Source organism: Mesorhizobium sp. WSM4830 (assembly GCF_055811495.1).
The window spans coordinates 95,529-120,953 of the sequence record NZ_JBVVQI010000005.1 but is presented as its reverse complement, the minus strand read 5'-3'; the positions used below and the strand labels follow the sequence as shown (position 1 = coordinate 120,953).

The 25,425-nt window shown below is 60.6% G+C and carries 30 protein-coding genes; 22 read left to right on the top strand and 8 right to left on the bottom strand.

The features are described from left to right. Nucleotides 1–327: 327 nt before the first annotated feature. Entirely contained in the window at nucleotides 328–699 is a 372-nt protein-coding gene (locus tag AC0L2Y_RS09245; RefSeq protein WP_473555556.1) for a hypothetical protein, read from the top strand. Between the two features lie 68 nt (nucleotides 700–767). Here the strand turns inward: AC0L2Y_RS09245 and AC0L2Y_RS09240 are convergent, their stop codons facing one another. Together AC0L2Y_RS09240 and AC0L2Y_RS09235 are read right to left on the bottom strand one after the other, a co-directional pair. Next, nucleotides 768–1,445 carry a DsbA family oxidoreductase gene (locus AC0L2Y_RS09240; protein ID WP_352456761.1) on the bottom strand — a complete coding sequence of 226 codons (678 nt, stop codon included), beginning with the start codon at nucleotides 1,443–1,445 and terminating at the stop codon, nucleotides 768–770. 23 nt (nucleotides 1,446–1,468) lie between these two features. Beyond that, nucleotides 1,469–3,256 (bottom strand): extracellular solute-binding protein, encoded by a 1,788-nt coding sequence (locus tag AC0L2Y_RS09235; RefSeq protein ID WP_473555739.1) that lies wholly within the window; start codon nucleotides 3,254–3,256, stop codon nucleotides 1,469–1,471. 250 nt (nucleotides 3,257–3,506) lie between these two features. Between AC0L2Y_RS09235 and AC0L2Y_RS09230 the strand changes: the two genes are divergently transcribed. Continuing rightward, nucleotides 3,507–4,136, top strand: a complete 630-nt coding sequence (locus tag AC0L2Y_RS09230) for an invasion associated locus B family protein (protein ID WP_352491327.1) — start codon at nucleotides 3,507–3,509, stop codon at nucleotides 4,134–4,136. Nucleotides 4,137–4,253: 117 nt separating this feature from the next. Here AC0L2Y_RS09230 and hspQ read toward each other — a convergent pair whose 3' ends face one another. Together hspQ and AC0L2Y_RS09220 are read right to left on the bottom strand one after the other, a co-directional pair. Continuing rightward, nucleotides 4,254–4,577: a heat shock protein HspQ gene (hspQ, locus tag AC0L2Y_RS09225; RefSeq protein ID WP_352491328.1), complete on the bottom strand. Its 324-nt coding sequence runs from the start codon at nucleotides 4,575–4,577 to the stop codon at nucleotides 4,254–4,256. Nucleotides 4,578–4,798: 221 nt separating this feature from the next. Continuing rightward, on the bottom strand, nucleotides 4,799–6,007 hold the full coding sequence (locus tag AC0L2Y_RS09220; protein WP_473555552.1) for a UbiH/UbiF family hydroxylase: 1,209 nt from the start codon (nucleotides 6,005–6,007) through the stop codon (nucleotides 4,799–4,801). 103 nt (nucleotides 6,008–6,110) lie between these two features. Here AC0L2Y_RS09220 and AC0L2Y_RS09215 point away from each other — a divergent pair, with 103 nt between their 5' ends. The 8 genes from AC0L2Y_RS09215 (at nucleotide 6,111) to AC0L2Y_RS09180 (ending at nucleotide 14,330) form a co-directional block, all read left to right on the top strand. Next, nucleotides 6,111–7,007, top strand: a complete 897-nt coding sequence (locus AC0L2Y_RS09215; RefSeq protein ID WP_473555549.1) for a DUF2182 domain-containing protein — start codon at nucleotides 6,111–6,113, stop codon at nucleotides 7,005–7,007. A 13-nt stretch (nucleotides 7,008–7,020) separates the two neighbouring features. Further along, complete coding sequence (locus tag AC0L2Y_RS09210; protein ID WP_352491331.1) at nucleotides 7,021–7,635, top strand: DUF1326 domain-containing protein; 615 nt, start codon at nucleotides 7,021–7,023, stop codon at nucleotides 7,633–7,635. After that, entirely contained in the window at nucleotides 7,632–8,447 is an 816-nt protein-coding gene (pcsA, locus tag AC0L2Y_RS09205) for a phosphatidylcholine synthase (protein WP_352491332.1), read from the top strand. The genes AC0L2Y_RS09210 and pcsA overlap by 4 nt, the downstream gene beginning before the upstream one ends. Before the next feature lie 18 nt (nucleotides 8,448–8,465). Next, the gene (locus tag AC0L2Y_RS09200) at nucleotides 8,466–9,443 is read left to right on the top strand and encodes a quinone oxidoreductase family protein (RefSeq protein WP_473555548.1); all 978 of its coding nucleotides are present in this window, start codon (nucleotides 8,466–8,468) and stop codon (nucleotides 9,441–9,443) included. Nucleotides 9,444–9,593: 150 nt separating this feature from the next. Continuing rightward, nucleotides 9,594–11,186, top strand: a complete 1,593-nt coding sequence (locus tag AC0L2Y_RS09195; RefSeq protein WP_473555546.1) for an ABC transporter ATP-binding protein — start codon at nucleotides 9,594–9,596, stop codon at nucleotides 11,184–11,186. Beyond that, complete coding sequence (locus AC0L2Y_RS09190) at nucleotides 11,183–12,295, top strand: ABC transporter permease (RefSeq protein WP_352491335.1); 1,113 nt, start codon at nucleotides 11,183–11,185, stop codon at nucleotides 12,293–12,295. The genes AC0L2Y_RS09195 and AC0L2Y_RS09190 overlap by 4 nt, the downstream gene beginning before the upstream one ends. Beyond that, nucleotides 12,295–13,215, top strand: a complete 921-nt coding sequence (locus AC0L2Y_RS09185) for an ABC transporter permease (protein WP_352491336.1) — start codon at nucleotides 12,295–12,297, stop codon at nucleotides 13,213–13,215. Before AC0L2Y_RS09190 ends, AC0L2Y_RS09185 begins: the two co-directional genes overlap by 1 nt. A gap of 47 nt (nucleotides 13,216–13,262) precedes the next feature. Next, the gene (locus AC0L2Y_RS09180) at nucleotides 13,263–14,330 is read left to right on the top strand and encodes a BMP family ABC transporter substrate-binding protein (RefSeq protein ID WP_352491337.1); all 1,068 of its coding nucleotides are present in this window, start codon (nucleotides 13,263–13,265) and stop codon (nucleotides 14,328–14,330) included. Nucleotides 14,331–14,392: 62 nt separating this feature from the next. Here the strand turns inward: AC0L2Y_RS09180 and rimO are convergent, their stop codons facing one another. The 3 genes from rimO to AC0L2Y_RS09165 form a co-directional block, all read right to left on the bottom strand. Further along, nucleotides 14,393–15,706, bottom strand: coding sequence for a 30S ribosomal protein S12 methylthiotransferase RimO (gene rimO / locus AC0L2Y_RS09175; protein ID WP_473555543.1), 1,314 nt, complete (start codon nucleotides 15,704–15,706; stop codon nucleotides 14,393–14,395). Between the two features lie 153 nt (nucleotides 15,707–15,859). Further along, complete coding sequence (locus AC0L2Y_RS09170) at nucleotides 15,860–16,519, bottom strand: TerC family protein (protein WP_352491339.1); 660 nt, start codon at nucleotides 16,517–16,519, stop codon at nucleotides 15,860–15,862. 170 nt (nucleotides 16,520–16,689) lie between these two features. Beyond that, nucleotides 16,690–17,097 (bottom strand): DUF930 domain-containing protein, encoded by a 408-nt coding sequence (locus AC0L2Y_RS09165; protein WP_352491340.1) that lies wholly within the window; start codon nucleotides 17,095–17,097, stop codon nucleotides 16,690–16,692. 440 nt (nucleotides 17,098–17,537) lie between these two features. Here AC0L2Y_RS09165 and AC0L2Y_RS09160 point away from each other — a divergent pair, with 440 nt between their 5' ends. From AC0L2Y_RS09160 to nusG, 8 genes are all read left to right on the top strand, one after another. Further along, nucleotides 17,538–18,764 carry a tyrosine-type recombinase/integrase gene (locus AC0L2Y_RS09160; RefSeq protein ID WP_473555540.1) on the top strand — a complete coding sequence of 409 codons (1,227 nt, stop codon included), beginning with the start codon at nucleotides 17,538–17,540 and terminating at the stop codon, nucleotides 18,762–18,764. Nucleotides 18,765–19,154: 390 nt separating this feature from the next. Further along, nucleotides 19,155–19,400 (top strand): helix-turn-helix domain-containing protein, encoded by a 246-nt coding sequence (locus AC0L2Y_RS09155; protein ID WP_473555538.1) that lies wholly within the window; start codon nucleotides 19,155–19,157, stop codon nucleotides 19,398–19,400. A 90-nt stretch (nucleotides 19,401–19,490) separates the two neighbouring features. Further along, on the top strand, nucleotides 19,491–19,841 hold the full coding sequence (locus AC0L2Y_RS09150) for a winged helix domain-containing protein (RefSeq protein WP_473555535.1): 351 nt from the start codon (nucleotides 19,491–19,493) through the stop codon (nucleotides 19,839–19,841). Nucleotides 19,842–20,016: 175 nt separating this feature from the next. Next, the gene (locus tag AC0L2Y_RS09145) at nucleotides 20,017–20,880 is read left to right on the top strand and encodes a hypothetical protein (RefSeq protein WP_473555533.1); all 864 of its coding nucleotides are present in this window, start codon (nucleotides 20,017–20,019) and stop codon (nucleotides 20,878–20,880) included. After that, complete coding sequence (locus tag AC0L2Y_RS09140) at nucleotides 20,877–21,059, top strand: hypothetical protein (RefSeq protein WP_473555530.1); 183 nt, start codon at nucleotides 20,877–20,879, stop codon at nucleotides 21,057–21,059. Before AC0L2Y_RS09145 ends, AC0L2Y_RS09140 begins: the two co-directional genes overlap by 4 nt. Then, on the top strand, nucleotides 21,056–21,454 hold the full coding sequence (locus tag AC0L2Y_RS09135; RefSeq protein ID WP_473555528.1) for a hypothetical protein: 399 nt from the start codon (nucleotides 21,056–21,058) through the stop codon (nucleotides 21,452–21,454). The genes AC0L2Y_RS09140 and AC0L2Y_RS09135 overlap by 4 nt, the downstream gene beginning before the upstream one ends. A 50-nt stretch (nucleotides 21,455–21,504) precedes the next feature. Continuing rightward, entirely contained in the window at nucleotides 21,505–21,945 is a 441-nt protein-coding gene (locus AC0L2Y_RS09130; RefSeq protein ID WP_473555526.1) for a hypothetical protein, read from the top strand. After that, nucleotides 21,942–22,475, top strand: a complete 534-nt coding sequence (nusG, locus tag AC0L2Y_RS09125; RefSeq protein WP_473555523.1) for a transcription termination/antitermination protein NusG — start codon at nucleotides 21,942–21,944, stop codon at nucleotides 22,473–22,475. The genes AC0L2Y_RS09130 and nusG overlap by 4 nt, the downstream gene beginning before the upstream one ends. Before the next feature lie 213 nt (nucleotides 22,476–22,688). On the opposite strand, the gene AC0L2Y_RS09120 is transcribed toward nusG, so the two are convergent. Next, on the bottom strand, nucleotides 22,689–22,955 hold the full coding sequence (locus AC0L2Y_RS09120; protein WP_473555521.1) for a hypothetical protein: 267 nt from the start codon (nucleotides 22,953–22,955) through the stop codon (nucleotides 22,689–22,691). A 56-nt stretch (nucleotides 22,956–23,011) separates the two neighbouring features. Here AC0L2Y_RS09120 and AC0L2Y_RS09115 point away from each other — a divergent pair, with 56 nt between their 5' ends. From AC0L2Y_RS09115 to AC0L2Y_RS09100, 4 genes are read left to right on the top strand one after another with little or no spacing between them, the layout of a single operon-like run. After that, a complete protein-coding gene (locus AC0L2Y_RS09115) occupies nucleotides 23,012–23,173 on the top strand; it encodes a hypothetical protein (protein WP_473555518.1) in 162 nt (53 codons plus the stop codon). Next, nucleotides 23,173–23,637 carry a terminase small subunit gene (locus AC0L2Y_RS09110; RefSeq protein WP_473555516.1) on the top strand — a complete coding sequence of 155 codons (465 nt, stop codon included), beginning with the start codon at nucleotides 23,173–23,175 and terminating at the stop codon, nucleotides 23,635–23,637. The genes AC0L2Y_RS09115 and AC0L2Y_RS09110 overlap by 1 nt, the downstream gene beginning before the upstream one ends. Beyond that, nucleotides 23,621–25,198: a terminase gene (locus AC0L2Y_RS09105; RefSeq protein ID WP_473555513.1), complete on the top strand. Its 1,578-nt coding sequence runs from the start codon at nucleotides 23,621–23,623 to the stop codon at nucleotides 25,196–25,198. Before AC0L2Y_RS09110 ends, AC0L2Y_RS09105 begins: the two co-directional genes overlap by 17 nt. After that, on the top strand, nucleotides 25,195–25,425 hold the full coding sequence (locus AC0L2Y_RS09100; RefSeq protein ID WP_473555511.1) for a hypothetical protein: 231 nt from the start codon (nucleotides 25,195–25,197) through the stop codon (nucleotides 25,423–25,425). The genes AC0L2Y_RS09105 and AC0L2Y_RS09100 overlap by 4 nt, the downstream gene beginning before the upstream one ends.

Genomic DNA, 25,425 nt, shown 5'->3' with positions numbered 1-25,425 from the left:
CCAAGGGAAGGTCTTCACACAGCTTTGTGAACATAGAAGCGCCGCCCAGCGGTCGATCTTCACAGCCTGAACCGATCTTCAGTCCGCCTTTACAGTCAGGTCCGACCTCGTCGGCGGCCAGAACGTGACCGTATGATTCGTGGTTGAAGCCGCCTTGTCAGGACCCCGTAATCGGCCAAGCACTGACTTTGCCGTTACAGTCCAGGATGCAGACCAACATCGATCAGACCGTACTTTTTAGAGCGCGCGCAAACTGCGTTTGACAAAGATGCGCTTCGGATCGAACCTGCTGGACGCATCCAGGTTTGAACCGGGGGGAAGTTCTTCATGCTTGCACGAACATTGTTTGTGGCGACGCTCGCAATGTTTGCCTGGCTGCCGCCAACATATGCCGGCAGCCAGACCGTTCCCGCAAACGCCGAGGGACAGATCGAGTTCAACACGCCGTCCGGCAATATTGGCTGCATCTACACGCCGAAGGGCGGCACCAGCACCTATGAGCCACAGGATGGCGGACCGGAACTGAGTTGTTCGCGCGTCGAGCCCAGCTACGTCACCATCATCCTCGGCCCGAAAGGCCCGGCGACGCTGATCAAGAATCCAGGCGAGCAAGGCTGCTGCGGTGACGTCAGCAAGCTGGCTACGGCAATAGCTGGAGCAAGGGGCCGTTTTTCTGCCAGTCATCCACCAAGGGATTGACCTGCACCGGCAGGCATGGCCATGGCTTTTTCGTCAGCAAGGCCAAGGTGACGGTGAAATAGTCCGACTCAGTTGGCCGTTTCCAGTTCGCCGCGTGCCTTGGCTGCGGCGACCTGGCGGAGTGCATCGGCAAGCGTATCGGCGTCCTGGGCGCCCATCACCGCATATTTGCCTTCAAGCAGAAAGCACGGCACGCCCGATATGCCCATGCGCGAAGCGGTGGCGATTTCGGTGCGCACCGCCTCGACATCGGCGTCGGTCGGCAGAAGCGTTTCGACTACGGACGCATCCATGCCGGCCTCGCGGGCGGCTTCGATCAGCACGGCATGATCGCCGAGATTGGCGCCTTCCTCGAAATTCAGCTGGAACAGCCGGCGCACCAGCCGGTTCTGAATGGCCTCGCCGGCCGTCCCGGCCCAGCGAATGAGACGGTGCGCATCCAGCGTATTGGGCGCGACCTTGATGGCGTCGAAGGCGAAGGAGATGCCTTCAGCCTCGCCCAGCGGCTCGATCCGGGCATGGATTTCGCGGATGCGTTGCTCGCTCCCGAATTTCGCCACCATATAGTCGCGGCGGTTCTTGCCTTCGGGCGGGATTGTCGGGTCGAGTTGGAAGGGCCGCCAGCGTATGTGAACGTCGATATCGACGGCGGCAATCGCCTTGTCGAGCCGTTTCTGGCCGATAAAGCACCAGGGGCACACCACGTCGGAGACCACATCGACGGTAATCGAGTTCTCGTCGTTCATCTTGGTCTCCTGTTCTGAAGAGGTCACTTCGGTTTGCGCCACCAGGTCGGCAACTGATAACCGTATATGGGCGTCTTTTGCGGATGTTCCAGATAGTTCCAATAGGCAAGCCATTGCTGGTTGTTGTGCTGGGTTGGCACCATGTAATTGCCTGAGATCAACAGCCGGTCGAGAACGCGGACGGCGGCGACATAGTCCTCCTTCGAACGGGCTCTCAGCATCGCCTCGATCGCCGCATCCACCGCCGGATCGGCGACGCCGGCGAGGTTGAACGATCCTTCGGCCGTGGCGGCAGCGGATCCCCAGCGCCCGGTTTGCTCGATACCAGGCGACAACGAGTTGTTGAAACCGGTCGAGCCGACCAGCACCTCGAAATCGAAACGCTGCTTGCGCGACTGGATCTGATCGCCGTCGAGGCTGCGGATGCCGACATCGATGCCGAGCTTCTCAAGCGTGCGCTGATAGATAGCGGCAAGTCGCTCTTCGTCCTGCGAGGCGGTCAGTATCTCGAAACCGAACGGCTTTCCCTCGGGATCGAGCATCGCGCCGTCCTGCACCGTATAGCCCGCGCTCTTCAGCAGCTCGAATGCCGCCTTCAGCACCTTGCGGTCCTGGCCGGAGCCGTCGGTAACGGGCGGCCTGTAGGTGCCGTCCATGACATCTGCGGGCACGCGGCCGGGGTAGGGGGCCAGCAGGGCCTTTTCCTTTTCGCTGGCGGGATGACCGAGGGCGGAGAGCTCGGAGTTTTGCCAAAAACTCATCGTGCGCGTGTATTTGCCGCCGAACAGATTCTTGTTGGCCCATTCGAAATCGTAGAGCATGCCGAGCGCGCGCCGCACGACCGGATTGGAAAACTTCGGCAGCCGAGTGTTGAACAGGAAACCGTTGACCACCGGCGGAATGCCGGTGTCGAAGGTTTCGGCGATGACCTCGCCCCTGTGGAAGGCCGGAAAGTCGAGATCGCGCTCGCGTTTGACCGGGTCGCTGTCGTCGTCGATGGCGCAGATGCCTTTCTTGAACGCTTCCTGCTTGGCGTTGGCGTTGAGGAAATACTCGATGGTGATCTGGTCGTAATTGTCGAAGCCGCGCTTGGACGGCACGTCCTTGCCCCAATAGTCCGGATTGCGCTTGAACACGATGCGCTGACCGGGCACGACATGCGCCACCGTGTAGGGCCCGCTGCCGATCACCGGCTTCAGCGTCGTCCTGTCGAAGGTGTCCTTGTTGAAGGCGTGTTTCGGGATGATCGGCGTCAGCGCAATGATCAGCGGAAATTCGCGGTCGGCCCTGTCGTTGAAGGTGAAGCGCACACTGCGGTCGCCGGTCTTTTCGAGCTTGGCGATCGCTTTCATCCGCTGGCTGTAAGGTGGCCGGCCCTTCTCGGTGAAGACGTCATAGGTAAACAACACGTCGTCCGGCGTCACCGGCACGCCGTCCGACCATTTGGCGTTGGGATCGAGGTGGAATTCGATGCTCTTGCGCTCGGGATCCATGTCGGCGGTATCGGCGAGCAGGCCGTAGAGACTGAAGGCCTCGTCGTAGTTGCGCTGCATCAACGGCTCGAAGACGAGATTGCCAAAGGCTTGATCCATCATGCCGCGCGCGGTGGTGCGCAGGCTTCTCAGGATGAACGGATTGAGATTGTCGAAGCTGCCGACGACGCAATAGGTAATGCTGCCGCCTTTTGGCGCGTCGGGATTGACGTAGTTGAAATGATCATAGTCGGCCGGCAGCGCCGGCTCGCCCTGCATGGCAAGCGCGTGCTTCGGTTCCGACAGAGCCGGCTGCAGGGAAAGGCCGACAAACAACATTGCGGCGATCAGCCAAAAGACAACGCGGCCCATGACCGTCTCCTTCCCGATTCGATGCGCAGCATACATGAGCCGGTCGTGCACCGGCCAACCCCTCGGCCAAGATTCGCGAGACCCGGGCTGGATTCGGCACCGCTTGCAGTGTAACACGCCGTCCGAAGTCATTCTGTTGCCTCATTTCGGCAACAGGTAGCTGGACCACACGGCGGGAAAAAGCCGGTTCCGGGATCATTTGAGAGGAATGCACGACATGACGAGCCTGAACAGCAACGCGTACCGCCTGTCGGTCATGGCCGCTGGCGTGGTCGGCATTCTCGGCGCCGGGATTCCCGCTGCTTCCGCGCAGCAGCAACAGCAGATTCCGCAAGGCTGGTTCAAGGCCTGCACCAAGCAGGAAGACGTCGACATCTGCAATGTCCAGAACATCACCACCGCCGGCAACGGCCAGCTCATCACCGGTGTCAGCCTGATCGAATTGAAGGGCAAGGTGAACCGCAAGGTGTTCCAGGTGACGGTTCCGACCGGCCGTCTGGTTCCTCCCGGCATCGGCCTCCAGATCGACGGCGGCAAGGCGCAGAAGCTCGACTATGTAATCTGTTTCCCGGATCGCTGCGTGGCGGAAGTGCCGCTGAGCGATCAGCTGGTCGCATCCTTCAAGAAGGGATCGGCGCTGACGCTCACCTCAGTCAATTTCCAGAACCAGCCGAACCCGATCAAGATTGCGCTGACCGGCTTCAGCGGCGCCTTCGACGGCCCGCCGCTGCAGCAGTCGGACATCGAGGACCGGCAGAAAAAGCTCCAGGACTTCGTCGCCAAGAACAATCAGGATTTTGCCAAGAAGCTCAAGGAAGAGCAGGAAAAGGCGAAGGCCGCCAACTGATCGACGGGTTTTCGAACCAACAAAAAGCGGGGTTCATGCCCCGCTTTTTTCGTTTGGATCGGCCGTTTGTCGGGTCAAGCCATGTCTCAAGCCTATCCCAGCTCGATCCCGACTAAGTCAATGTCTCAATTGGTGCTTCGGCTCGTAGCGCCCGTCCGGCTTCTTATCGAACATCTCACCAATCTGCGGATGCCGGACCGGTTCGCCCGACCGGTCCTCGAGCAAATTCTGCTCGGACACATAGGCGATGTATTCCGTTTCGGAATTCTCGGCGAACAGATGATAGAAAGGCTGGTCCTTGCGCGGCCGCACGTCAGCGGGGATCGCCTCGTACCATTCGTCGGTATTGGCGAATTGCGGATCGACGTCGAAAATAACGCCGCGGAACGGAAACAGCCGGTGCCGAACCACCTGTCCGATCGAGAATTTGGCTGTCTTCATCGCACTCACCACTTGAACTTCTTGAACGCCACGCATCCTGAAACACGCAGGAAAACGCTCCAGGACTTTAGACTCTAACGCACCAATCCGGCAAAGACTGGCCGGACCTTAAGGTCGACATCGTCATTATTTGGCGCAGACGCCGCGTCAATTCAATCCCGATCCCCTTGATGCCGGGTTGAGCATCGCAAGATGCGGATCAAGGGCGGTGCCCAAGATCGCTATCGCGCAGCCGGTTTTCGCAATCCCCCAAAAAACGCTGCAAAACCGCTGCCGGGTCGAAGACCCTCGCGCATGAAAAACGCCCGCAGCGGCGCAAACCCCTCAAGCGCGCCCAGGCCAGCGCTGCGCACCAGCTGAGCCGGCAGCATGTCGGAAAGCAACGACATGTTGAGCAGGTTGACCGCGCTGCTGCGCGCCAGAATGTCCGGCCGCCGCTTGAAATCATAGGCTGCAAGCGCCTTGGCGGCGCCCGGATCCGAGCGGTTTCTGCTTGCGGTACCAATCAGGTCGTCGATGTCCCTGATGCCGAGATTGAGGCCTTGCGCGCCGATTGGGGGAAACACGTGGGCGGCTTCACCGACAAGGGCCACGCGGCGATGCGCAAACCGCCACGGGCTCACCGCTGAAAGTGGGTAGACCTGCCGGCCGGGCTCAACCGATACGCGACCCAGCATCGATTGCATCCGCTGTTCGACCCGCGTCGAAAGCTCGGTGTCATCGAGTGCTGCAAGGTTCCTGGCGACATCGGGCTCGAGCACCCAGACAAGGCTGGACCGGTTGCCGGGCAGGGGAACCTGTGTGAACGGACCGGTCTCGGTGTGGAATTCGGTCGAGGTGAAGGCGTGGTCGCTGCGATGACCGAAATTGAGCACCAGCGCCGCCTGCGGATAGGATCGGACCGAGGTCCGGATGCCGGCTGCCTCGCGGGCCGGCGACTGACGGCCATCGGCGGCAACCGCCAACGACGCCTCAACCTCGCTGCCGTCGGCGAGAACGGCATGGGCATGGTCGGCATCGAGGCGCCATGCCTCCACCATCGACTTTCGCCATTCGATGCCCGAATGCGCGACAGCCTCGGCTAGCGTGCGGTTGAGAACGCTGTTGGGCAAGTTCAGCCCGAATTGCTCTTCGTTAATCTCGCTGGCGCGAAAGGTCACTGTCGGGCTGCGGATCAGCCGGTTGGTTGCGTCAACGATGCGCATCACCTTGAGCGGCGCTGCGTGCGACCTGATTCCGTCGAAGATCCCGAGCCGTTCGAACATCTTCAGGGCAGGGTTCATCAAGGCTGTCGTCCGGCCGTCGGGGCCGGCTGCCTCGGGTCCGACGAGCGTCACGGGAAAACCCGCCTCGGCAAGGCCAAGCGCCGCGATCAGCCCCGCAGGGCCGCTGCCGGCGACCAGTATCCGTGCTGTTTCCCGATGGTTCAAATTCGGCTTCCGGATTGCGAGGTGAGGCCCGTCCGACCTGCTGGTCCATATAGGTCAGGTGATGCGGCTTGATCAACGCGGCGATTCGGCCCATTCGGTTGCCATGACCGGCCAACAAGACGATTTCAGCCACCTCGACGGCACCGGCCGCGCGATGGCGAGCGTTGCGCGCAGCCCTCGACTGACCGTGAGCGTTGTTGCCGGCATGGGCATCGCCCTTGCCTGGCTCCTTCTCGGCGCAATGGCAGTTCGAGGGGCGGTAAGCCGGCTCCCGGGCACCGATGCACCCGGCGATGCCGTGCTGGAATACCTGCCGCAACTGCCGCTGCCGGATTTCCTTGTGCGTCTCTTCGCCCTCTGCCTTGCGCCGGCGCCACTTCGCGCAAGCCTAGGCGCGCAAGGCGGGGCACTCACCGCGATGTGGCTGTTGATGGCCATTGCGACCATGCTGCCCTCCGCGGCGCCGATGATCCGCACCTATTGCGAGATCGCAGATACCGCCCGGATCAAGGGGGAGCCGGCCGTCCATCCGTTGATCCTGGTCGCTGGATATTTGAGCGTCTGGCTTGCCGCCTCGGCAATGTTCGCAGCCCTGACGCTCGCCGTCGATGCATTCGCGTCATCCGGGCAGATGCTCGATCCGCTGGTTGGAATTGCCGGAGCAGCCGCGCTGTCGATCGCTGGTCTGTATCAGTTCAGCTGGCTGAAGGAAGCCTGTCTGGAGAAGTGCAGAAATCCGTTCTCGGTCCTGTTCGCCAACTGGAGCGCCAGGCCTATTCGCATTTTCCGGCTCGGCATGGAGCAGGGCCTGTGGTGCCTTGGATGCTGCTGGGCGCTGATGCTGGTAATGTTCGCCGTCGGTGTGATGAACGTGTTCTGGATGGCGCTGATCGGCCTGTTCAGCCTGGTCGAAAAACAGACGGCAGGCAATCTGCCGACGCGGCTGGGCGGTGCGATACTGCTTGTCTGGGCAGCCGCGCTACTAGTAGTCTCGACATGAGGGGGAGAATTCGATGACTGACCAAAACTGGGCAATGAAGGGAGAGCTCGTCCTCTCCTGCAATTGCACGGTTTTTTGCCCTTGCGTTCTGTCGCTCGGCAATCATCCGCCTACGGAAGGCTATTGCCAAACCTGGGCGGGGTTCCGCATCGATGCCGGCCATTTCGGCGAGGTCGACCTGTCCGGTCTCAATCTTGGGCTGATCATGGAAATCCCCGGCTACATGAGTCGCGGTAACTGGACCGCCGGCCTGTTTATCGACAAGCGCGCCTCGGTTTACGCTGTGAAGGGACTGACGAAGATATTCACCGGCAAGGCCGGTGGAACCACATCGCTGCTCTCCATCCTGGTCGGACAGTTCCTCGGCGCCGAGCAGGTGCCGATCACCTACGAGACGCGTGAGAAAACACGCATGTTCCAGATACCGAAGATCATCGATGGTGCGGTGACGCCAATCACCGGCAAGGATCGCGACAAGGATACGGTTATCAGCAATTCGGAATACTGGATTGCGCCGGAAATCATCGTCGCCAAATCCGACAAGAGCAAAATGCGGGCCTTTGGCCGTAACTGGAACTTTGCCGGCCGTTCGGCCGAAATCTGCAAGCTGGACTGGCGGGGCCCGTGAGCAAGAAGACGACGGCCAGGAAAATCGCCGACCGGATTCCGCGGCCGAAGAAGAAAGTCACATGGCCTCAGGCGCGGGCGTTCTCGGTCCATCTCTTGACCGCGTCGGGCTCATTCCTGGCGTTTCTGTCGCTAGTGGCAGCAAGCGAGCAGCGCTGGACGGCAATGTTCTGGTGGCTGGGCCTGGCACTTTTCGTCGACGGCATCGACGGGCCGATCGCCAGGAAGCTCGACGTCAAAGAAATCCTGCCGACATGGTCGGGCGAACTGCTCGACAACATCATCGACTACGTGACCTACGTGTTGATTCCGGCCTTCGCGCTCTATCAGCGCGGCTTCATGGGCGAGCGCCTGTCGTTCCTGTCGGCTGCGATAATCGTGGTGTCGAGCGCAATCTACTATGCCGATACCGGCATGAAGACGAAGGAGAATTTCTTCAAGGGCTTTCCGGTCGTCTGGAACATGGTGGTGTTCACGCTGTTCGTCATCGAGCCTGGACAATGGGTTTCTTTCGCCGCGGTCGTGGTGGCCGGCATTCTCACCTTCGTGCCGATCAATTTCATCCATCCGGTGCGGGTGAAGCGGCTGCGCCCAATCAATCTCGGTATGACGCTGCTTTGGTGCGCTTTCGGCGCGCTGGCGCTGGCGCAGGCCGCACTTGCCTCCTTCTATGACCAGATCGGCGTGCTGGGCGAGCAGGTCAGCGATTTCATCAAGATCGGGATTACGATCACCGGGCTTTACCTCGCCTGCATCGGCGCTATCATGCAGTTCTTCCCAAATCTCGGCGCCAAGCCGGATAAGAAAGCCTGATCCCAAGAGAGCCAGAAAATGTCCAAAGCGATCCGCGTCCATGCCCATGGCGGCCCGGAGGTCCTGACCTATGAGGATGCCGATCCCGGGCAGCCGGGCTCGGGACAGATCCTGGTCAAGCACACCGCGATCGGTCTCAATTTCATCGACGTCTATTATCGCTCGGGCCTTTATCCGCCGCAGGGCGGATTTCCGCTGATCCCCGGCGGCGAGGCGGCCGGCGTGGTTTTGGACGTCGGCACAGATGTCGACTGGCTGACGCCCGGGGATCGCGTCGCCTATGCGGTGACGACCGGCGCCTATGCCGGGCAGCGCGTGATCGCCGCCGACCGCGTGGTGAAGGTGCCCGACGGCATCAGCGACGAACAGGCCGCGGCGATGATGCTAAAGGGCATGACCGCCGAGTACTTGTTGCGCCGTACATTCAAGGTGAAAGCCGGCGACACGATCCTGTTTCATGCGGCGGCCGGCGGTGTCGGGCTGATCCTCGGCCAATGGGCCAAGCATCTCGGCGCGACGGTGATCGGCACCGCGAGTTCAACCGACAAGATCGAGCTCGCCAAGGCGCATGGCTTCGACCATGTGATCAACTATCGCGAACAGGATTTCGTGGCCGGCGTTGCCGCTATCACCGGTGGCAAGAAATGCGACGTTGTCTATGACTCGGTCGGCAACGACACGTTTCCAGCCTCGCTCGATTGCCTGCGGCCGCTCGGCACGTTCGTCAGCTTCGGTCAATCGTCTGGGCCGATCCCGCCCTTCAGCATCTCGCTGCTGGCGCAGAAGGGCTCGCTGTTCGCAACGCGGCCGACGCTGTTCGTCTACAATGCCAAGCGCGAAGACCTCGAGGCTTCCGCCGCCGCCTTGTTCGATGTGGTGCTCAGCGGCGCAGTCAAGATCAAGATCAACCAGCGTTACGCGCTCAGCGATGCCGGCAAGGCGCATTCCGATCTCGAAGGGCGCCGGACCACCGGGACAACGATACTTATCCCTTGAGCCCGCATTTTCGGCCCGCCGACGCCGCCGTTCTTGCGAACTGCTCTTTACCGCTTGAGTTTCCACTGAAATTCTTGAAGCTCTTTCAAGTCGTGAGGCGCTTACCGTAGAGAGCAGCCCGCGCATACGATGCTTGCGGGAACACAGAACATGTCTGGCAAACCAGATGGAGGCACCGTGAGTGCAGATCAGGACGGCGCAAACCTGCTGGAGGTTCGCGGCCTCACAAAGATATTCGGCACGCTGACGGCGTGCGACCATGTCGATCTCAACATCGCCAAGGGCGAGATCCATGCATTGCTTGGCGAGAACGGCGCCGGCAAGTCGACGCTGGTGAAAATGCTCTTCGGATCGCTGGAACCGAATTCCGGCGAGGTATTCTGGAATGGCCAGGCGGTCAGGATCACCAGCCCCGGCACCGCAAAGAAGCTCGGCATCGGCATGGTTTTCCAGCATTTTTCGCTGTTCGAAGCGCTGACGGCGGCGGAGAATATCGCGCTGTCGCTGGATGACGGCTCGCCGATCAGCACGATCGCGGCCAAGGCGAGGGCGCTCTCCTACAGTTACGGCCTGCCTCTCGATCCGCTATCGCTGGTCGGTGATCTGTCGGTCGGCGAGCGTCAGCGTATCGAAATCATCCGCTGCCTGCTGCAGACGCCGCAACTCATCATCCTCGACGAGCCAACTTCGGTGCTGACGCCGCAGGAGGCCGATAAGTTGTTCGAGACGCTCGAACGGCTGCGTTCGGAAGGAAAGTCCATCCTCTACATTTCGCACCGGCTGGAAGAGGTCAAACGCATCTGCGACCGCGCCACCGTGCTGCGTCACGGCAAGGTGGTCGGCCATTGCAATCCGCGCCAGGAAACCGCGTCTTCGTTGGCGCGGATGATGGTCGGCAACGAGGTGCAGGCCGTGGTGCGGGCGCCGGCCGAGGGTATCGAGACCGCGCCGGTGCTGCTTCAAATCCGCGAACTCACCCGCAAGCCGGCGACCCCGTTCTCGATCCCGCTCAGGAACATCAATCTTGAAGTCCGCGCCGGCGAGGTGATCGGCATTGCCGGTGTGGCCGGCAACGGCCAGGGCGAATTCTTCGAGTCCGTCTCCGGCGAGGTGCTGCAGCAGGATGCCGGCTCGGTCCGCATCCGCGGCAAGGATGCCGGCGGCCTCACCATCACCGGCAGGCGCCTGATGGGCGCTGCCTTCGTTCCGGAAGAGCGGCTCGGCCATGGTGCAGCACCGCGCATGAAGCTTTCGGAGAACCTGCTCCTGTCGCGCCACGCCACCGATGGCAAGATGTTTGTCGGCGCCGGTGGAATGGTCAAGGGCGATGCTATCTATACCGCTGCCCAGCGCATCATAAAGGCGATGGACGTGCGCAAGAGCGCGCCGGATCCAGAGGCTGCGGCTCTTTCTGGCGGCAATCTGCAGAAATTCATCGTCGGCCGCGAACTCGACCGGCGGCCAAGCGTCATGGTGGTCAATCAGCCGACCTGGGGGGTCGACGCGGGTGCGGCGGCCCACATCCGCCAGGCGCTGATCGAACTGGCGCGCAGCGGCTCGGCGGTGCTGGTGATCAGCCAGGACCTCGACGAGCTGTTCGAGATTTCCGATGCGATCACGGTCATGCACAATGGCGAACTGTCGAAGCCGCTGCCGATAGCTGAAGCGACATTCGAGAAGATCGGACTACTGATGGGCGGCGCCGAACCCGGTCATGCCGAACATACGCTGGAGACGGCTTGATGCGCCTCGAACTTGTAAAACGCCCGCAGCGCTCGATGCTGTTTTCGGCACTCTCGCCTTTCATCGCTTTCGTTTTGACGATCATTGCTGGTGCCATCATGTTCGCGCTGCTCGGCGTCAACCCGTTGACTGCGTTCCGCATCTACTTCATCGAACCGATCAGCCAGGTCTGGCAGTTACATGAGTTGGCGATCAAGGCCGCCCCCTTGATCCTGATCGCGGTCGGACTGTCGGTCTGCTACAAGGCCAACATCTGGAACATCGGCGCCGAAGGCCAGTTCATCCTGGGCGGCATTGTCGGCTCGATCTTCCCCGTGCTGTTTCCGCAGTTCGAAGGCCCATTGGTGCTGCCGCTGATGCTTCTTTTCGGCATGGTCGGTGGGGCCGCCTATGCTGCAATCCCGGCACTGCTGAAGACGCGCTTCAACACCAACGAGATCCTGACCAGCCTGATGCTGGTCTATGTCGCCCAGCTCTTCCTCGATTGGCTGGTACGCGGGCCGTGGCGCGATCCGCAGGGCCACGGTTTCCCGCAAACCATCCAGTTCAACGACTCGGCGATACTGCCGGAACTCCTTCCGGAATCCGGCCGGGCAAACTGGGGATTTGTCTTCGCGCTGGTCGCGGCGATACTGATCTGGATCCTGATGAGCCGTATGCTGAAAGGCTTCGAGGTCCGCGTGCTCGGCTCAAGCCCGAGGGCAGGGCGCTTCGCCGGGTTTGGCCTTAACCGCATGGTCTTCTTTGCCTTCCTGCTGTCGGGCGCACTGGCCGGGCTTGCCGGGATTTCGGAGGTCTCAGGCGCCATCGGGCAGCTGCAGCCGGTGATCTCGCCTGGCTACGGATTTACCGCCATCATCGTCGCATTCCTCGGCCGGCTCAATCCGCTCGGGATCGTTGCCGCCGGCCTTGTGCTGGCGCTGACCTATCTCGGCGGCGAGGCAGTGCAAAGCGCGCTCGGCATCTCCGACAAGGTGGCGCGCGTGTTCCAGGGCATGCTTTTGTTCTTCGTGCTCGGCTGCGACACGCTCATTCACTATCGCATTCGCCTGACCGGCTTTGCCGCACCGAAACTCGAGGCAGCGCCGAAGCTGGAGGAAGCTCGCTGATGGACATCACCGTCAACATCCTTTTGACCATCGCGACGGCGGCGACGCCGCTGCTGATCGCGGCGATCGGCGAACTGGTGGTCGAACGTTCGGGTGTGCTCAATCTCGGCGTCGAGGGCATGATGATCATGGGTGCAGTCGGCGGCTTCGGCGCCGGCTATCTCACCGGCTCGCCGTGGATCGGGCTGTTGGCGGCAATTGCCATGGGGGCAGTGTTCTCGCTGCTGTTCGCCGTCATGACCCTGTCGCTGGCCACCAACCAGGTGGCAACCGGCCTGTCGCTGACGCTGCTCGGCCTCGGCCTTTCCGGCATGATGGGGACGAATTTTGTCGGCCAGCCCGGCGAGAGATTGCCTAACCTCGATATTCCCGGCCTGACCGCAATCCCGGTCATTGGCAGGCTGCTGTTCGGTCAGGATCCAATCTTCTACATCTCGATCGCGCTGACCGCCGCCGTCATGTGGTTCCTGTTCAAGACCCGCACCGGGCTCACGCTGCGCTCGATCGGCGACAGCCATGCATCCGCCCATGCGCTTGGCATCCACGTCATCCGTTACCGCTATCTCTCAGTGATTTTCGGCGGCGCTTGTGCCGGCCTAGCCGGCGGTCACCTATCGCTGGTCTACACACCGCAATGGGTGGAGAACATGACCGCCGGCCGCGGCTGGATCGCGCTGGCTCTGGTCGTCTTCGCCTCCTGGCGGCCATGGCGGGTGCTGGCCGGCGCCTATATTTTCGGCGCGGTCTGGATCGGCCAGCTTCATGCACAGGCATTCGGCATTCCGGTCCCCTCGCAACTGCTTTCTTCGCTGCCCTATCTGGCAACCGTCGTGGTTCTCGTTCTAATCTCGCGCAACAAGCGTTTGACGATGATGAACACGCCGGCCTCCTTGGGCCAGCCATTCGTTCCGGATCGTTGACAACAAAAAGACGGAAGCTCCAAGGCTTAACTCAGAGAGGTAACACAATGAAAAAACTGCTTATTGCCCTGATGGCGACGACGGCCGCATTGTCATTGGCGGCCTCAGCCCAGGCGGCGGACAAGCTGAAGGCCTGCTGGGTCTACACCGGCCCGATCGGCGATTTCGGCTACTCCTACCAGCACGACCAAGGCCGCCTCGAGGTGGAAAAGGCACTCGGCGACAAGGTCGAGACCGCCTATCTCGAAAACGTCTCCGAAGGCCCCGATGCCGATCGCGCCTTCGAGCGCCTGGCGCGCGAGGGATGCAAGATCATATTCGGCACGTCCTTCGGCTTCATGGACCCGGAAGTGAAGATCGCCAAGAAATTCCCCAAGGTGATGTTCGAGCACGCCACCGGTTACAAGACGGCCGAAAATCTCGGCATCTACAATGCGCGTTTCTATGAAGGCCGCTACGTGCTTGGCCAGATCGCCGCCAAACAATCGAAGTCGGGCGTCGCCGGCTACATCGTTTCCTTCCCGATCCCGGAAGTGGTGATGGGCATAAATTCCTTTATGCTCGGCGCACAGTCGATCAACCCGAACTTCAAGGCGAAGATCGTGTGGGTGAACTCCTGGTTCGATCCGGGCAAGGAGGCCGACGCTGCCAAGGCATTGTTCGACCAGGGCGCCGATATCATTGTCCAGCACACCGACTCGACCGCTGCCTTGCAGGTGGCGGAGGAGCGCAAGCTGCACGGCTTCGGCCAATCCTCCGACATGATCAAGTTCGCACCGCACGCGCAGCTGACCGCGCTGACCGACGAGTGGGGTCCATACTACATCAGCCGCGTCCAGGCGGCGCTCGACGGCACCTGGAAGCCCGACAATGTTTGGCTCGGCATTAAGGACGGCGCCGTCAAGCTGGCGCCCTTCACCAACATGCCCGACGACGTCAAGGCGATGGCCGAAGCCACCACCAAGAAGATCGCCGACGGCTGGAACCCCTTCACCGGGCCGATCGCCAAGCAGGACGGCACACCTTGGCTGAAGGAGGGCGAGGTCGCCGACGACGGCACGCTGCTCGGCATGAATTTCTACGTCAAGGGCGTCGACGACAAGCTGCCGCAGTAGGCAGTCGGAAACATATCGAACGAAAGGGCGCCACGCGGCGCCCTTTTACTTTGGACGGAATATCAGACAGCTGAGCCGTAAAGGTCGTAAGCGTCGGCGCGGTCGATCTTGACCGTGACGATGTCGCCGGCGCGCAGTGGCCGCCGCGACTGGATATGGACCGAACCGTCGATTTCGGGCGCGTCGTATTTGGTCCGGCCCTTGGCCGAATTGCCATGCGCCTCGTCGATCAGGACCGGCAGGCGCTTGCCGATTTTCTTGGTGAGCTGCGTTGCCGAAATCTTCTGCTGGCGCTGCATGAAGCGGTGCCAGCGGGCTTCCTTGATCTCCTGCGGCACTTGCTCGAGGCCGAGCTCGTTGGAGCGGGCGCCTCTGACCGGCTCGTATTTGAAACAGCCGGCGCGGTCGATCTTGGCCTCGTCCAGCCAGTCGAGCAGCATCTCGAAATCGTCATCGGTCTCGCCGGGGAAGCCGACGATGAAGGTGGAGCGGATGGCAAGGTCCGGACAGACGTCGCGCCAGCCGCGAATGCGCTCGAGCGTCTTTTCGCCATGAGCTGGCCGACGCATATTCTTCAGCACCTGCGGCGAGGCGTGCTGGAACGGAATGTCGAGATAGGGAAGAATCTTGCCTTCGGCCATCAGTGGTATGACGTCTGCGACATGCGGATAGGGATAGACATAGTGCATGCGCACCCAGACACCGAGCTTGCCGAGTTCCTCCGACAAATCCAAGAATTTCGCCCGCACTTCGCGATCACCGAACAAGCTGGTCTGGTATTTGATATCGATGCCGTAGGCGCTGGTATCCTGCGAGATGACGAGGATCTCCTTGACCCCGGCCTTGGCCAGCTTCTCGGCTTCGCGCAACACGTCGGCGGCCGGCCGTGAGACGAGGTCGCCGCGAAGTGCTGGAATGATGCAGAAGGTGCAGCGATTGTTGCAGCCTTCCGAAATCTTGAGATAGGCGTAGTGGCGCGGCGTCAGCTTGACGCCCTGCGGCGGCAGGAGATCGACATAGGGGTCATGGCTCGGGGGCGCAGCCTCATGCACGGCTGCCATCACACTCTCGTAGGCCTGCGGGCCGGTGATGGCGAGAACGTTGGGATGTCTTTCACGGATGACGTCCGGCTCGGCGCCGAGGCAGCCGGTGACGATGACTTTGCCATTCTCTGAAAGTGCCGAGCCGATAGCGTTGAGCGACTCGTCGCGGGCGGAATCGAGGAAGCCGCAGGTGTTGACGACGACCAGATCGGCGCCGTCGTGCTTGCGCGCGATCTCGTAGCCCTCGGCGCGCAAGCGCGTGATGATGCGCTCCGAATCCACAAGGGCTTTCGGGCATCCAAGACTGACGAAACTGACGCGAGGGGCAGACATAAAAGGGTTTTCCGGATTTTCGGGATTGGCGGCGCATTACCACACTTATTGCGGCATTGGTATGGGCAGCGGCTGCGGCGAAACGCAACCGCCAGCGTCGACGAAGGCTCGCCGAAGCTGAAAGGCCGGCCGATGCGAATTCGAGTCGATGCGTCAGCTCATCGCACTGCTGACATGCGGCAATACTTCCACAGCGCCTCGATAGATCATATCGAGCGCGACATAGAAGATGATCAAAAGGCCGATATAGGCGATCCAGCGATGGCGGTGCAGCAGCTTGGCGATGAAGCTCGCGGCAAGGCCCATCAGCGCGATCGACAGGACGAGGCCGATCACCAGCACCTGGAAGTGATCGCGCGCTGCGCCGGCGACCGCCAGCACGTTGTCGAGCGACATCGACACGTCGGCGATGACGATCTGCAATGCCGCCTGACCTAGGGTCTTCTTGCGCGCCTTGCCGGCCACCATATCATCGCTGTTGATATCGGAATTGGACAGCGCTTCGGTCGCCTCCTCCTCGTCGGCATGCGACGTGCGCAGCTCGCGATACATCTTCCAGCACACCCACAGCAGCAAGATGCCGCCGGCCAGCAGCAGGCCGACAATCTGCAGCAGGGTGACGGTGATCGCGGCAAAACCGATACGCAGCACCGTCGCCGCCACCACGCCGATGAGAATCGCTCTCTTGCGCTGCTCGACCGGCAAGCCCGCCGCGGCCAGGCCGATGACGATGGCGTTATCGCCTGCAAGCACGAGGTCGATGGCGATGACCTGGAGCAGGGCAGAGAAGCCCGCGGCAGTGAAAATTTCCATCGACTGGAAGTCCCTTGCTGGTTGGCCGACCGTTCGCGTCGAATGCCTGAGGGCCTAACGTGTATGGTTCCCGCGCGTCAAGGGACTGGTTGGAACAAGGTCAGCTATATACAGAGTTTGCGACGATCGGCCCGAAACACCAGCAAAATGCGGCCACAGCTCCCGAATGCCTAGTTATAGAGATTGTATTTGGGCCAGTCGCTTTCCGGAATTTCATCACCGATCCGGTAGCGGAGCTGCAGGACTTCCATATGGTCCGGCGCTGTCTCGCATTTGAATTTCAGCCGGTACCATTGTCCCTTGCTGCGAAACGCAGCACCCGGGCTCTTGATCGCATCGGCGCCCATTTCGGGCGTCGCAAAAGCGTAGGCGACAACACGATCGGCTTTGTACTTGTGGTCGTCGCGGGTAATCCGGTCGAGAATTTCGGCGTCGCATCGCTGCTCCAGCCGGGTTTGCGGATCGAGTTTCAGCAGGCCGGCGCGCAATGCGCTGTCCATCGCGCTGGCCGGCCAAGCCACTATCGTCCATGCGAGAGCCGCAGAAAATAGTTTATTCATAGGCGGGAGAAGCATCATATTCGGGCGGAGAAATCAACCCGACGAGCGCGGCTGCGCGGCGGGTGACAGTCTTCGCTTGTGGCAGGTTGTTGATTACGCAGTAGCATCAACGGTACTTTGGTATCGTTGGCACGATCAGCACCTGTCGCATTTCAGTGACGCGAGAGGTGGCGCGTGCATGGGGCAGAGCGGCCCGGCGCTTCTCTCCGAAACGGACCGGCCTGTTAAACCCGGGCAGTCGAGAATCCGACGAGCGGAAAACTCGACGTCATGCCTGCAGGATTGAAGAAATTGGACGGATATGGCGGAGGGAGTGTCTTCTAAACGGCTGTCCGCTGGTGTTTGCCGATGTAACAGAAAAGTGTTGATTCACAAGGGTTTTCGGCATTCTTCGTTTGCAGCCATCCGCCTCAATCCGCTAACATCACCGCTTGAAGTTAGGAACGGAGTTGCTGGGAATGGTCCGCTCGCTCAACCTGCTTGCCGAGACGGCGATCCGCCCAAAGGATCTGAAGCCAGGGCGGTACAGCGACGGCGGCGGGCTTTATCTGATGGCCAAGAAGACGGGGACCAAGTCTTGGACCTTCGTCCACTTCAAGGGCTCTGGCGCCCGCCGCGTCTGGAAGGAAGTCGGGCTCGGCTCCTATCCTTCTGTTTCCCTGAAGGATGCGCGAATAGCTGCCGGTGGCTGTCGCGACCGCCTGCGGCGGGGGCTTGATCCAATAGAACAGCCTTCGGAAAAGAAGGCCGAAGCTCCGACATTCGCTGAGTGCGCGGAAGACTTCATTGCCGAAGTCGGCAAGAGCTGGAGGAATCCTAAGCACAAGGCGCAGTGGGAAATGACCCTCGGCGACGCCTACTGCAAACCGATCCGCAACAAGCCGGTCGACAAGGTGACCACGGCCGATGTGCTCGAAATCCTCAAACCAGTCTGGCAAGCCAAGCCAGAAACGGCGCAACGACTTCGCGGGCGAATTGAGCGGGTGTTGGACTTTGCCAGAGCCTCGGGGCATCGATCGGGCGAAAACCCAGCTTTGTGGCGCGGCCATCTGCAACACCTTTTGGCCAAGGCAAAGAAGCTCTCTCGGGGGCATCATCCTGCCATGCCCTACGCTGACGTGCCGGCGCTCGCGAAGCGCCTGCGGGCCGCTGAAGCCCTGTCGGCCAAGGCGCTGGATTATCTCATCCTGACGGCGGCGCGTTCGGGCGAAGTTCTCGGAATGAAGTGGCCTGAGCTGGATCTGGACGACAAGGTTTGGACCGTCCCGGCGGGCCGCATGAAGGCTGGCAAGGAACATCGCGTGCCATTGACTGATGCCGCCCTGGCTATCCTGCGGCCGCTCTATGAAGTGCGCGTGTCCGACTATGTTTTCCCCGGGGAAACCAAGCGGGGCGTCTCGATGCCGCTCTCCGTCATGGCGATGACCATGCAGATGCGCCGCATGGAAGTCGGGCAGTTCACGCCGCACGGCTTTCGATCGGCGTTCCGGGACTGGGCTGGCGATCAAACATCGTTCCCGCGTGAGGTCGCGGAAGCAGCTTTAGCGCACAAAGTCGGCGATGCTGTCGAGAATGCTTATCGCCGATCTGATGCGCTAGAGAAGCGCCGCAAGCTTATGAACGCCTGGAGCAACTTCTTGAACGCGCCTGCGGCAAGGGGGAACCTACGCGTTGTTGGCGCGTGAGAACAGTTCAAGAACACATTTGCGTGTCCGCAGTTGACCGTGGCCGCAAATCACTGCATTGTCTCGTTGTCCTGTTGGACTCGCAAAAGTTTTCGGTTTTGAGGGATCTATAGCCGGCTCCGCCGTGCTTTGAATCGTAAGGGCCTACCGGCCCTGCGAGCCCGCCGATGTTCTTGCGTCACTCCCAATATTGTGCGCGGAAAATCAACGGCTTCTGGCCCGCTCTGGTTCGATTCTGGTTTGCCCAGATTGGAACAAAGCTGGAACTGCGCTGTGCATAACCTGTGGAAAACCACCAGCTAAGTGTTTGGAACAAAAAGGGTATAAAAATCATGTGGGAAAGGGCTTCCGGACTAGGCGCCGAGTCCCGAAATCCACTAGAATCCGAGCGTGCTTGTGTACACAAATCAAGGAAAGGAACTGAATATGGAAGTTAGTCCTAACGCGTTCACGGTCGCAGGGTTCTGCGCGGCCTTCGGCGTCGGCCGCTCGCTGCTCTATGAAGAGTTGAAGTCTGGCCGCCTCCCTTATCGCAAGGCCGGCCGCAAGACATTGATCCGCAAAGACGATGCGCAGGCGTGGCTTGATAGCCTACCGAAAGGAAAAACTGAACCGATTGGGGCAGGGGAAGCGTGAGCTGCGGTCGCCAAACCAAAGCAGCCCACGCCGATCCTGGATCCCACGATTTTCCCAACCCCTTGCAGAGCACGAAAGGAAACCAGAACAATGACAGCCATAGCAGGGGATTCGTCCCTGACGAATACACAATCTGTAACCAAGGCTAAAAAGTCCACAGTCACAGTTCGCATCGAGCCGGATGGACGCACGATGCGTCTTGAGGGTCGCGCGGCATGGATGATTAGAGTTCTGATTAAGGCGGGCAAGCGTGGTGTCACCACGATAGAATTGCCGGCCGGCGTCAGAGTTTCTCATAGCGTGTATTTGCTTCGTAAGGCGGGCTTCATCATCTCGATGCAGCGCGAAGCTCACGGCGGCGAATTTTCGGGAGTCCACGGAAGATTCCGGATTGAGACGCCTTGCAGCATCGTTGAAGATGCATCGGCGGTGGCTGCATGAGCGCCGCAGCTGAAAAGCTCGCAAGCCCCGTCGACCTTGCGGCCAAGTGGCTGGCAACCGGATCGGCGGACCGCGCGAAAGCAATAATCCCGCAGTTGCAGGAGAGGTTCGCCTTACCGCTCAAGGATGCTGTCGAGGCCTGTCGGCAAGCGGCCCTGATCCGGGCGAGGGCGCAATGATGGCCTTGCTCCGCTCTACGTCCAAAGCTCAGGGGCGCGACTACCCGCCAGAGCATGTTCCCGATGAGGGAGAAGTAATCGAGTTCCGGAATGGAAAGCCGGAAACCCTCTATGCGAAGGCGACGCGCGAACTCGCCGCCTTCAAGTTTGAGCTATACGAAACAGCCGCGGCCGACCCAAAACTAACAGATGCCGCCGTACGAGCCATCGTTGCGATGGCTCGCTATGTCACGGTGGATGAGAGGACGCTTAAGCCTACGGTCGCCTATTTATCGAACATTTCGATGATGGCTGAGGCGGGCATTCGCTCGAAGACCACGGTCGGCAACATTCGTCGGTTGATGATCGAACTCATGTACTGGGTCGACGTGGGCCAGACCGCAGACGGTTGCCGGTTGTACCGCATTGAGAATCCCCGCCGGGATGCTGTTCAAATGCACATACGCGAAGCCCGCGAAAAGCTTCGTGAGGATGACACGATCCGGAAAGAGAACGAAAGGAGACGTAATGCGGACCGGAAAGCTGGAAGGGTACCAAAAACTGTTACCCCTCAAGCGCTAGAGGGTGCCAAAATTTGGGACGACAGGGTACCAATTTCTGACCCCAATTATCTTAGAGCATACCTTGGAGATTTTAGCTCTGAAGGGAGGTCTAACCCTATACCCGAGGTCTTTTCTGATTTGGGTCGCGAATTTCCATTCCCGGTTCCAGAAACGGAAGACGAAGCGGTCTCCCTCTTGGTGTCGCTGTTCGAGGGCAAGGAAAACCGGCCGGGCCTTATCAACTATTTCCGCAACAAGCTGATGAGCGGAAATCTGACGCCGGCGGACATCGAAAATCATCTGGAGGCAGTCGCATGAACCGCGAACCGCACCAGCTTGATGTTATCGAAAATCCCGAAACCTCGGCGGCGCCGACCGCCGTTGTGATCAGCGCTCTTCCCTATATCGCTCGGCGCATGTGGCGGGAGCGAACGCTCGCCCTGCCCAATAATCCCGGTGACGTGGTCGCCCTGCAAACTAATCGGAGGCAGGCATGACGGTCATTGAGACGGAAGACGGCTTCGTCGTGGTCGACGGCGACAAGGTGTTGGCTGGTCCATTCCCGACCAATGCAGAGGCATGGCGCACGTCTGATCGGATGGACGGTTCGCCGATATCGCCGGCAGAAAAGCGGGCGGACTGGATTTCAAACAAGATCCTGTCGATCGGGCCGGCGCCGACCCCTCCGAAGAAGAAGACCAAGCGTGAGCGCAAGCAAGCCAAAGCCGCGGCGAAGGCTCCTCGCTGGGTTCGTGACATCGCCGCCGCAAAATTCGATCCGCACGGCAATCGCCAGCATCGGGAATGGCAGCTCGGCACGTTCGGACCGGCGTCGCCTGTCAGGAAGATTGATCCGGCCGACTATCTGGCTTTGAAGGAGCAGTCACCATGACGGCGCCTTTAGACGACGATGACGAATTCTCGGAAAAGCAGTTGCAGATCATGGCTGAAAAGCTGCTGGCGGGCTACCAGCCGCCGACTGCACTCTCTGGCCTCGGCGAAAAAGAGCAACGGATGGCGGAAAAGCTGCTTGGCGTCACCAATGCCGAACGGCTAGCACGAACTGGTGGCAACAAGCCCTTTAAGTATCGGCGGCCGAACCATGCGATCGAATACTACATGGGCGCATGGGGCTGGGCGGTCGACCTGATCGAAAACGGGCGGCGCCTGCCGTTCAAGTCGAACCTGGACGACGACAAGCTGGCAATCGTCCTGGCGGCCATCAAGCAAAAGGGCGTGCCAGTCCGCCGATTCGAAACCGACGGCGAGAAACAAGACCGGCTCGACCGCGAACGGCGCCTGGAAACCAATCCAACCATCAAGATCAAGCCGCGAAGCGCTCGCTTCGACGTGCTCGATGAACTGAGAGACTTCCGCCTATGAGCAAGCATGTCGATCTGCCGCGCTGGTTCATCGTCCAGACTCGGCCATCCTCGGATTTGAAGGCCGGCGAAGAGATCCTTGCGCTTGGCCTCACGGTATTTCTGCCGCAGTACAGGAGAGAATATAAGCATAATCGGCAAAACCGCTGGATCACGCGCTATTATCCGCTGCTCAAGGGGTATCTGTTCGTTCTCGGCTCCGTGCACTGGCACCGGGTTTTGAACTGCCCGGCGGTCGAGGCAGTCCTGCGCACCCAACTGGCAGGCGGCGCTGGCGATCCGATCATGATTGATGACGCTACCGTCCAGACCATTCGCGCCGCTCAAGATGCCGGCGAGTTCGATGAACTGCGAGTGCACCGCCACAACGTCACGGCCGGCGAAACGGTCAAGGTGGCAGAAGGCGCTCTGATCGGCCTCAAGGGCGCGGTCCATGGCGTCGGCGAGAAAGACATCACCATGATGCTCAATATCTTGGGCCGCGAAGTGAAGACGAAGGTTCCCATTGAAATGTTGGGACGAACGGGCTAGATTGCGCCAACGATTTGGGATGTTTATCCCACACATGGGCGAAATGTTCGTCTGCGCGAGGCCTAAGAGTTTTCGCCGGGACAATGCGGGGATCGTCCCCCGCGTGGCGGGGAAGCCGTATCCATAAACGTTAGCTGCTGTTTGCAAACGTTGGTCACGTGACCCGTCAACCGTCACGTGAGCCGTAACGTTACGCGGCCGTTACGCAACGTTTCAGTCGAGCAGTGTCTTGCTGTACTTTGCCCAAAGCGCCGAACAGTCCTTAGCATTGAGGCTCTGGGCATAGTGGTCGCCGTATAAGACAGCCGCCGTTCTCACGTCATATCCATCTACGTGCCCCAGCGCCACGAATAGGACTGCTTCACCAAGACTGCGAGGTACCAAGGCAGCTTCGGTCTGGGTTTTGGTGTCCAAAACGCCCATGATTCTCGCTGGCACGGCCCTGTCCTTCAGCACGGCCTCCATTTCTTCTTCGGTCATAAGCTAGTCCTCCCTCGAACGGAGATAGCAAATCACCATTACCGGACGGGGGCAACATGACGAGCTTTCTAGACAAGCGCCGCTCCAAGCTCTCGCCCTCCGACCAGCGGGCAGCACAGGAAGAAGTCCGCCGGCAAATCGCGCTGGCGGTGTCCATCGCCAAACGGAAGGCAGAGGCTGAAATGCAGACTGCCCAACCCGCAGATGAGCAAGCCTGATGGCTGACGGGCTCACCGCAAATCAGGAAGCGTTCGCCGCCGCGTATGTAGAGACGGGCAATGGCTCCAAGGCCTACCGCCTGGCCTACGATGTCGGCGCCGACACGAAACCTGAGACTGTTTGGTCGAACGCCTCACGCCTACTGGCCGATAGCAAGGTTGCAGCAAGGGTCAAGGAGCTCCAGGCCGAAGCGCGCGAACTGCTTATGGTGTCGGTCGGCACGCTCACTGATGAGCTGGAGCTCGCCCGCGCCAAGGCGATGGCTGAGCCCAAAGGCGCCTCTGCTGCCGTCTCTGCCACGCTCGGCAAGGCCAAGCTGCACGGTCTGCTCGTCGACAAGGCGGAACTGACAGGGAAGGACGGCAAAGACCTGATGCCCGACCACTCGCCGCGCAAGCTGGCCAAGGCTGTTGCGCTGATCCTGGCTAAGGGCATGAAAGAGGCCGATGGAAGCCGCAATTGATCTTCGGTCGCTCGAAGCCATCATTGCCAAGCTTTCACCTGAAGACCGGGCTGAACTGGTCGAGCAAGTAGGGGCTGAACTAGACAAGCCCTTCCTGCCGAACCCTGGACCGCAAACGGCAGCACTCGAAAGCCTCGCCGATATCCTGCTCTACGGTGGACAGGCCGGCGGCGGCAAGTCGGCGCTGGAAGTCGGCGCCGCGGCCAACAACCATTTCTCCAGCCTGATCCTGCGGCGTGAAGCGACACAGCTAGACGGTCTGATTGAGTTCTCGCGCGAGATCCTGGCCGGACATGGCGAGTTCATCGGGGGCAACGAAAACGTTTGGCGCCTCAAGGCAGGCGGCCGGCTCAAGTTCGCGGGCCTGAAGCAGCCTGACGACTGGCGCAAATATGCTGGTAATGCTCGGGACTATCTGGCCTTTGACGAGGCAGGCGAGTTCCTTCGGGAGCAAGTGTTCTCGCTGATCGGCTGGCTTCGATCGACAAAGGAAGGGCAGCGCTGTCGCGTCATCCTCGGTTCCAACCCGCCGCGTGGTGGTGACGGGCTGTGGCTGATTGAAGAGTTCGCGCCGTGGCTCGATCCCAACTATCCCAACCGGGCGATGCCTGGTGAACTGCGCTGGGCCATTGTGGTCGGCGGCATCACCGAATGGGTCGACGGTCCTGGCGTCTACGAGCGCGGCGGCGAAGACTACGAAGCGATGTCGCGGACGTTCATCCCGGCAAGCCTCGATGACAATCCGTACCTGAGGGACACAGACTACCGGGCGAAGCTGCAAAGCCTGCCTGAACCGCTCCGCTCGCAACTGCTGTACGGCGATTTCCAAGCCGGCCGGGCTGATGACGAATGGCAGCTATTGCCCGGCGAATGGGTCAAGGCTGCTCAAGCGCGGTGGGTGCCAGACGGCTTCAAGGGCCTGAAGATGACGGCGTTGGCTGTCGACGTGGCTCAAGGCGGTGCCGACGATTCCACGATAGCGCCTCGCTATGGGACGTGGTTTGCGCCGCTTGTGGTGAAGCCGGGCAAAGAGACACCGGACGGGCCAAGCATCGGCGCTATGGTCTTCGGTGTTCGTCGCGATGGTGCCGGCGTGATTGTAGATGTTGGCGGCGGGTATGGCGGTGGTGCCGTCACCTTCCTGAAGGATAACGGGGTCGCTGTCTCTGGCTACAACGCCTCGCACACGTCGACCGGCAAGTCAGCCGATGGGCAATGGTCGTTCTTCAACAAGCGGGCTGAAGCGCATTGGTGGTTCCGTGAAGCTCTGGACCCGTCGCAAGAGGGCGGATCGCCGGTAGCTTTGCCTCCGGACCCTCTGCTGCTGGCCGATCTGCTCGCAATCCGCTGGAAGCCAGTTGGAACGGCAAAGGTTCAAATCGAAGAGAAAGCCGCAATCAAGGTTCGGCTCGGCCGCTCTCCCGACCGCGGCGATGCGGTCATCATGAGTTGGTCGGAAGGCACCAAGCTGGCAATCCGCAAGCTCACTGACGCGGCACTTGGCGGCCGACTGCCGCAAGTCAAGGTCGGCTATGCAAAACAGAAGGTAGGCAGGCGATGACGTTTGAAGACTCGATCAAGGTACCGAAACCGGCGAAGGGCGCACCTCGCGGCATCATCACGGAAAAGCAGGCTGAACAGTCGCTCGCCCTGGCTGCGAAGGCGTTCGGCGAAAGCCGCTTCGGCCTGCTGCGCTCTGAACGTAGGGCAGGGGTCATATCGCTGATCTACGGGCTCAACGGTCGGGCACTCGATGCCGCAGCATTGGCATACGAGCTGAACAACTAA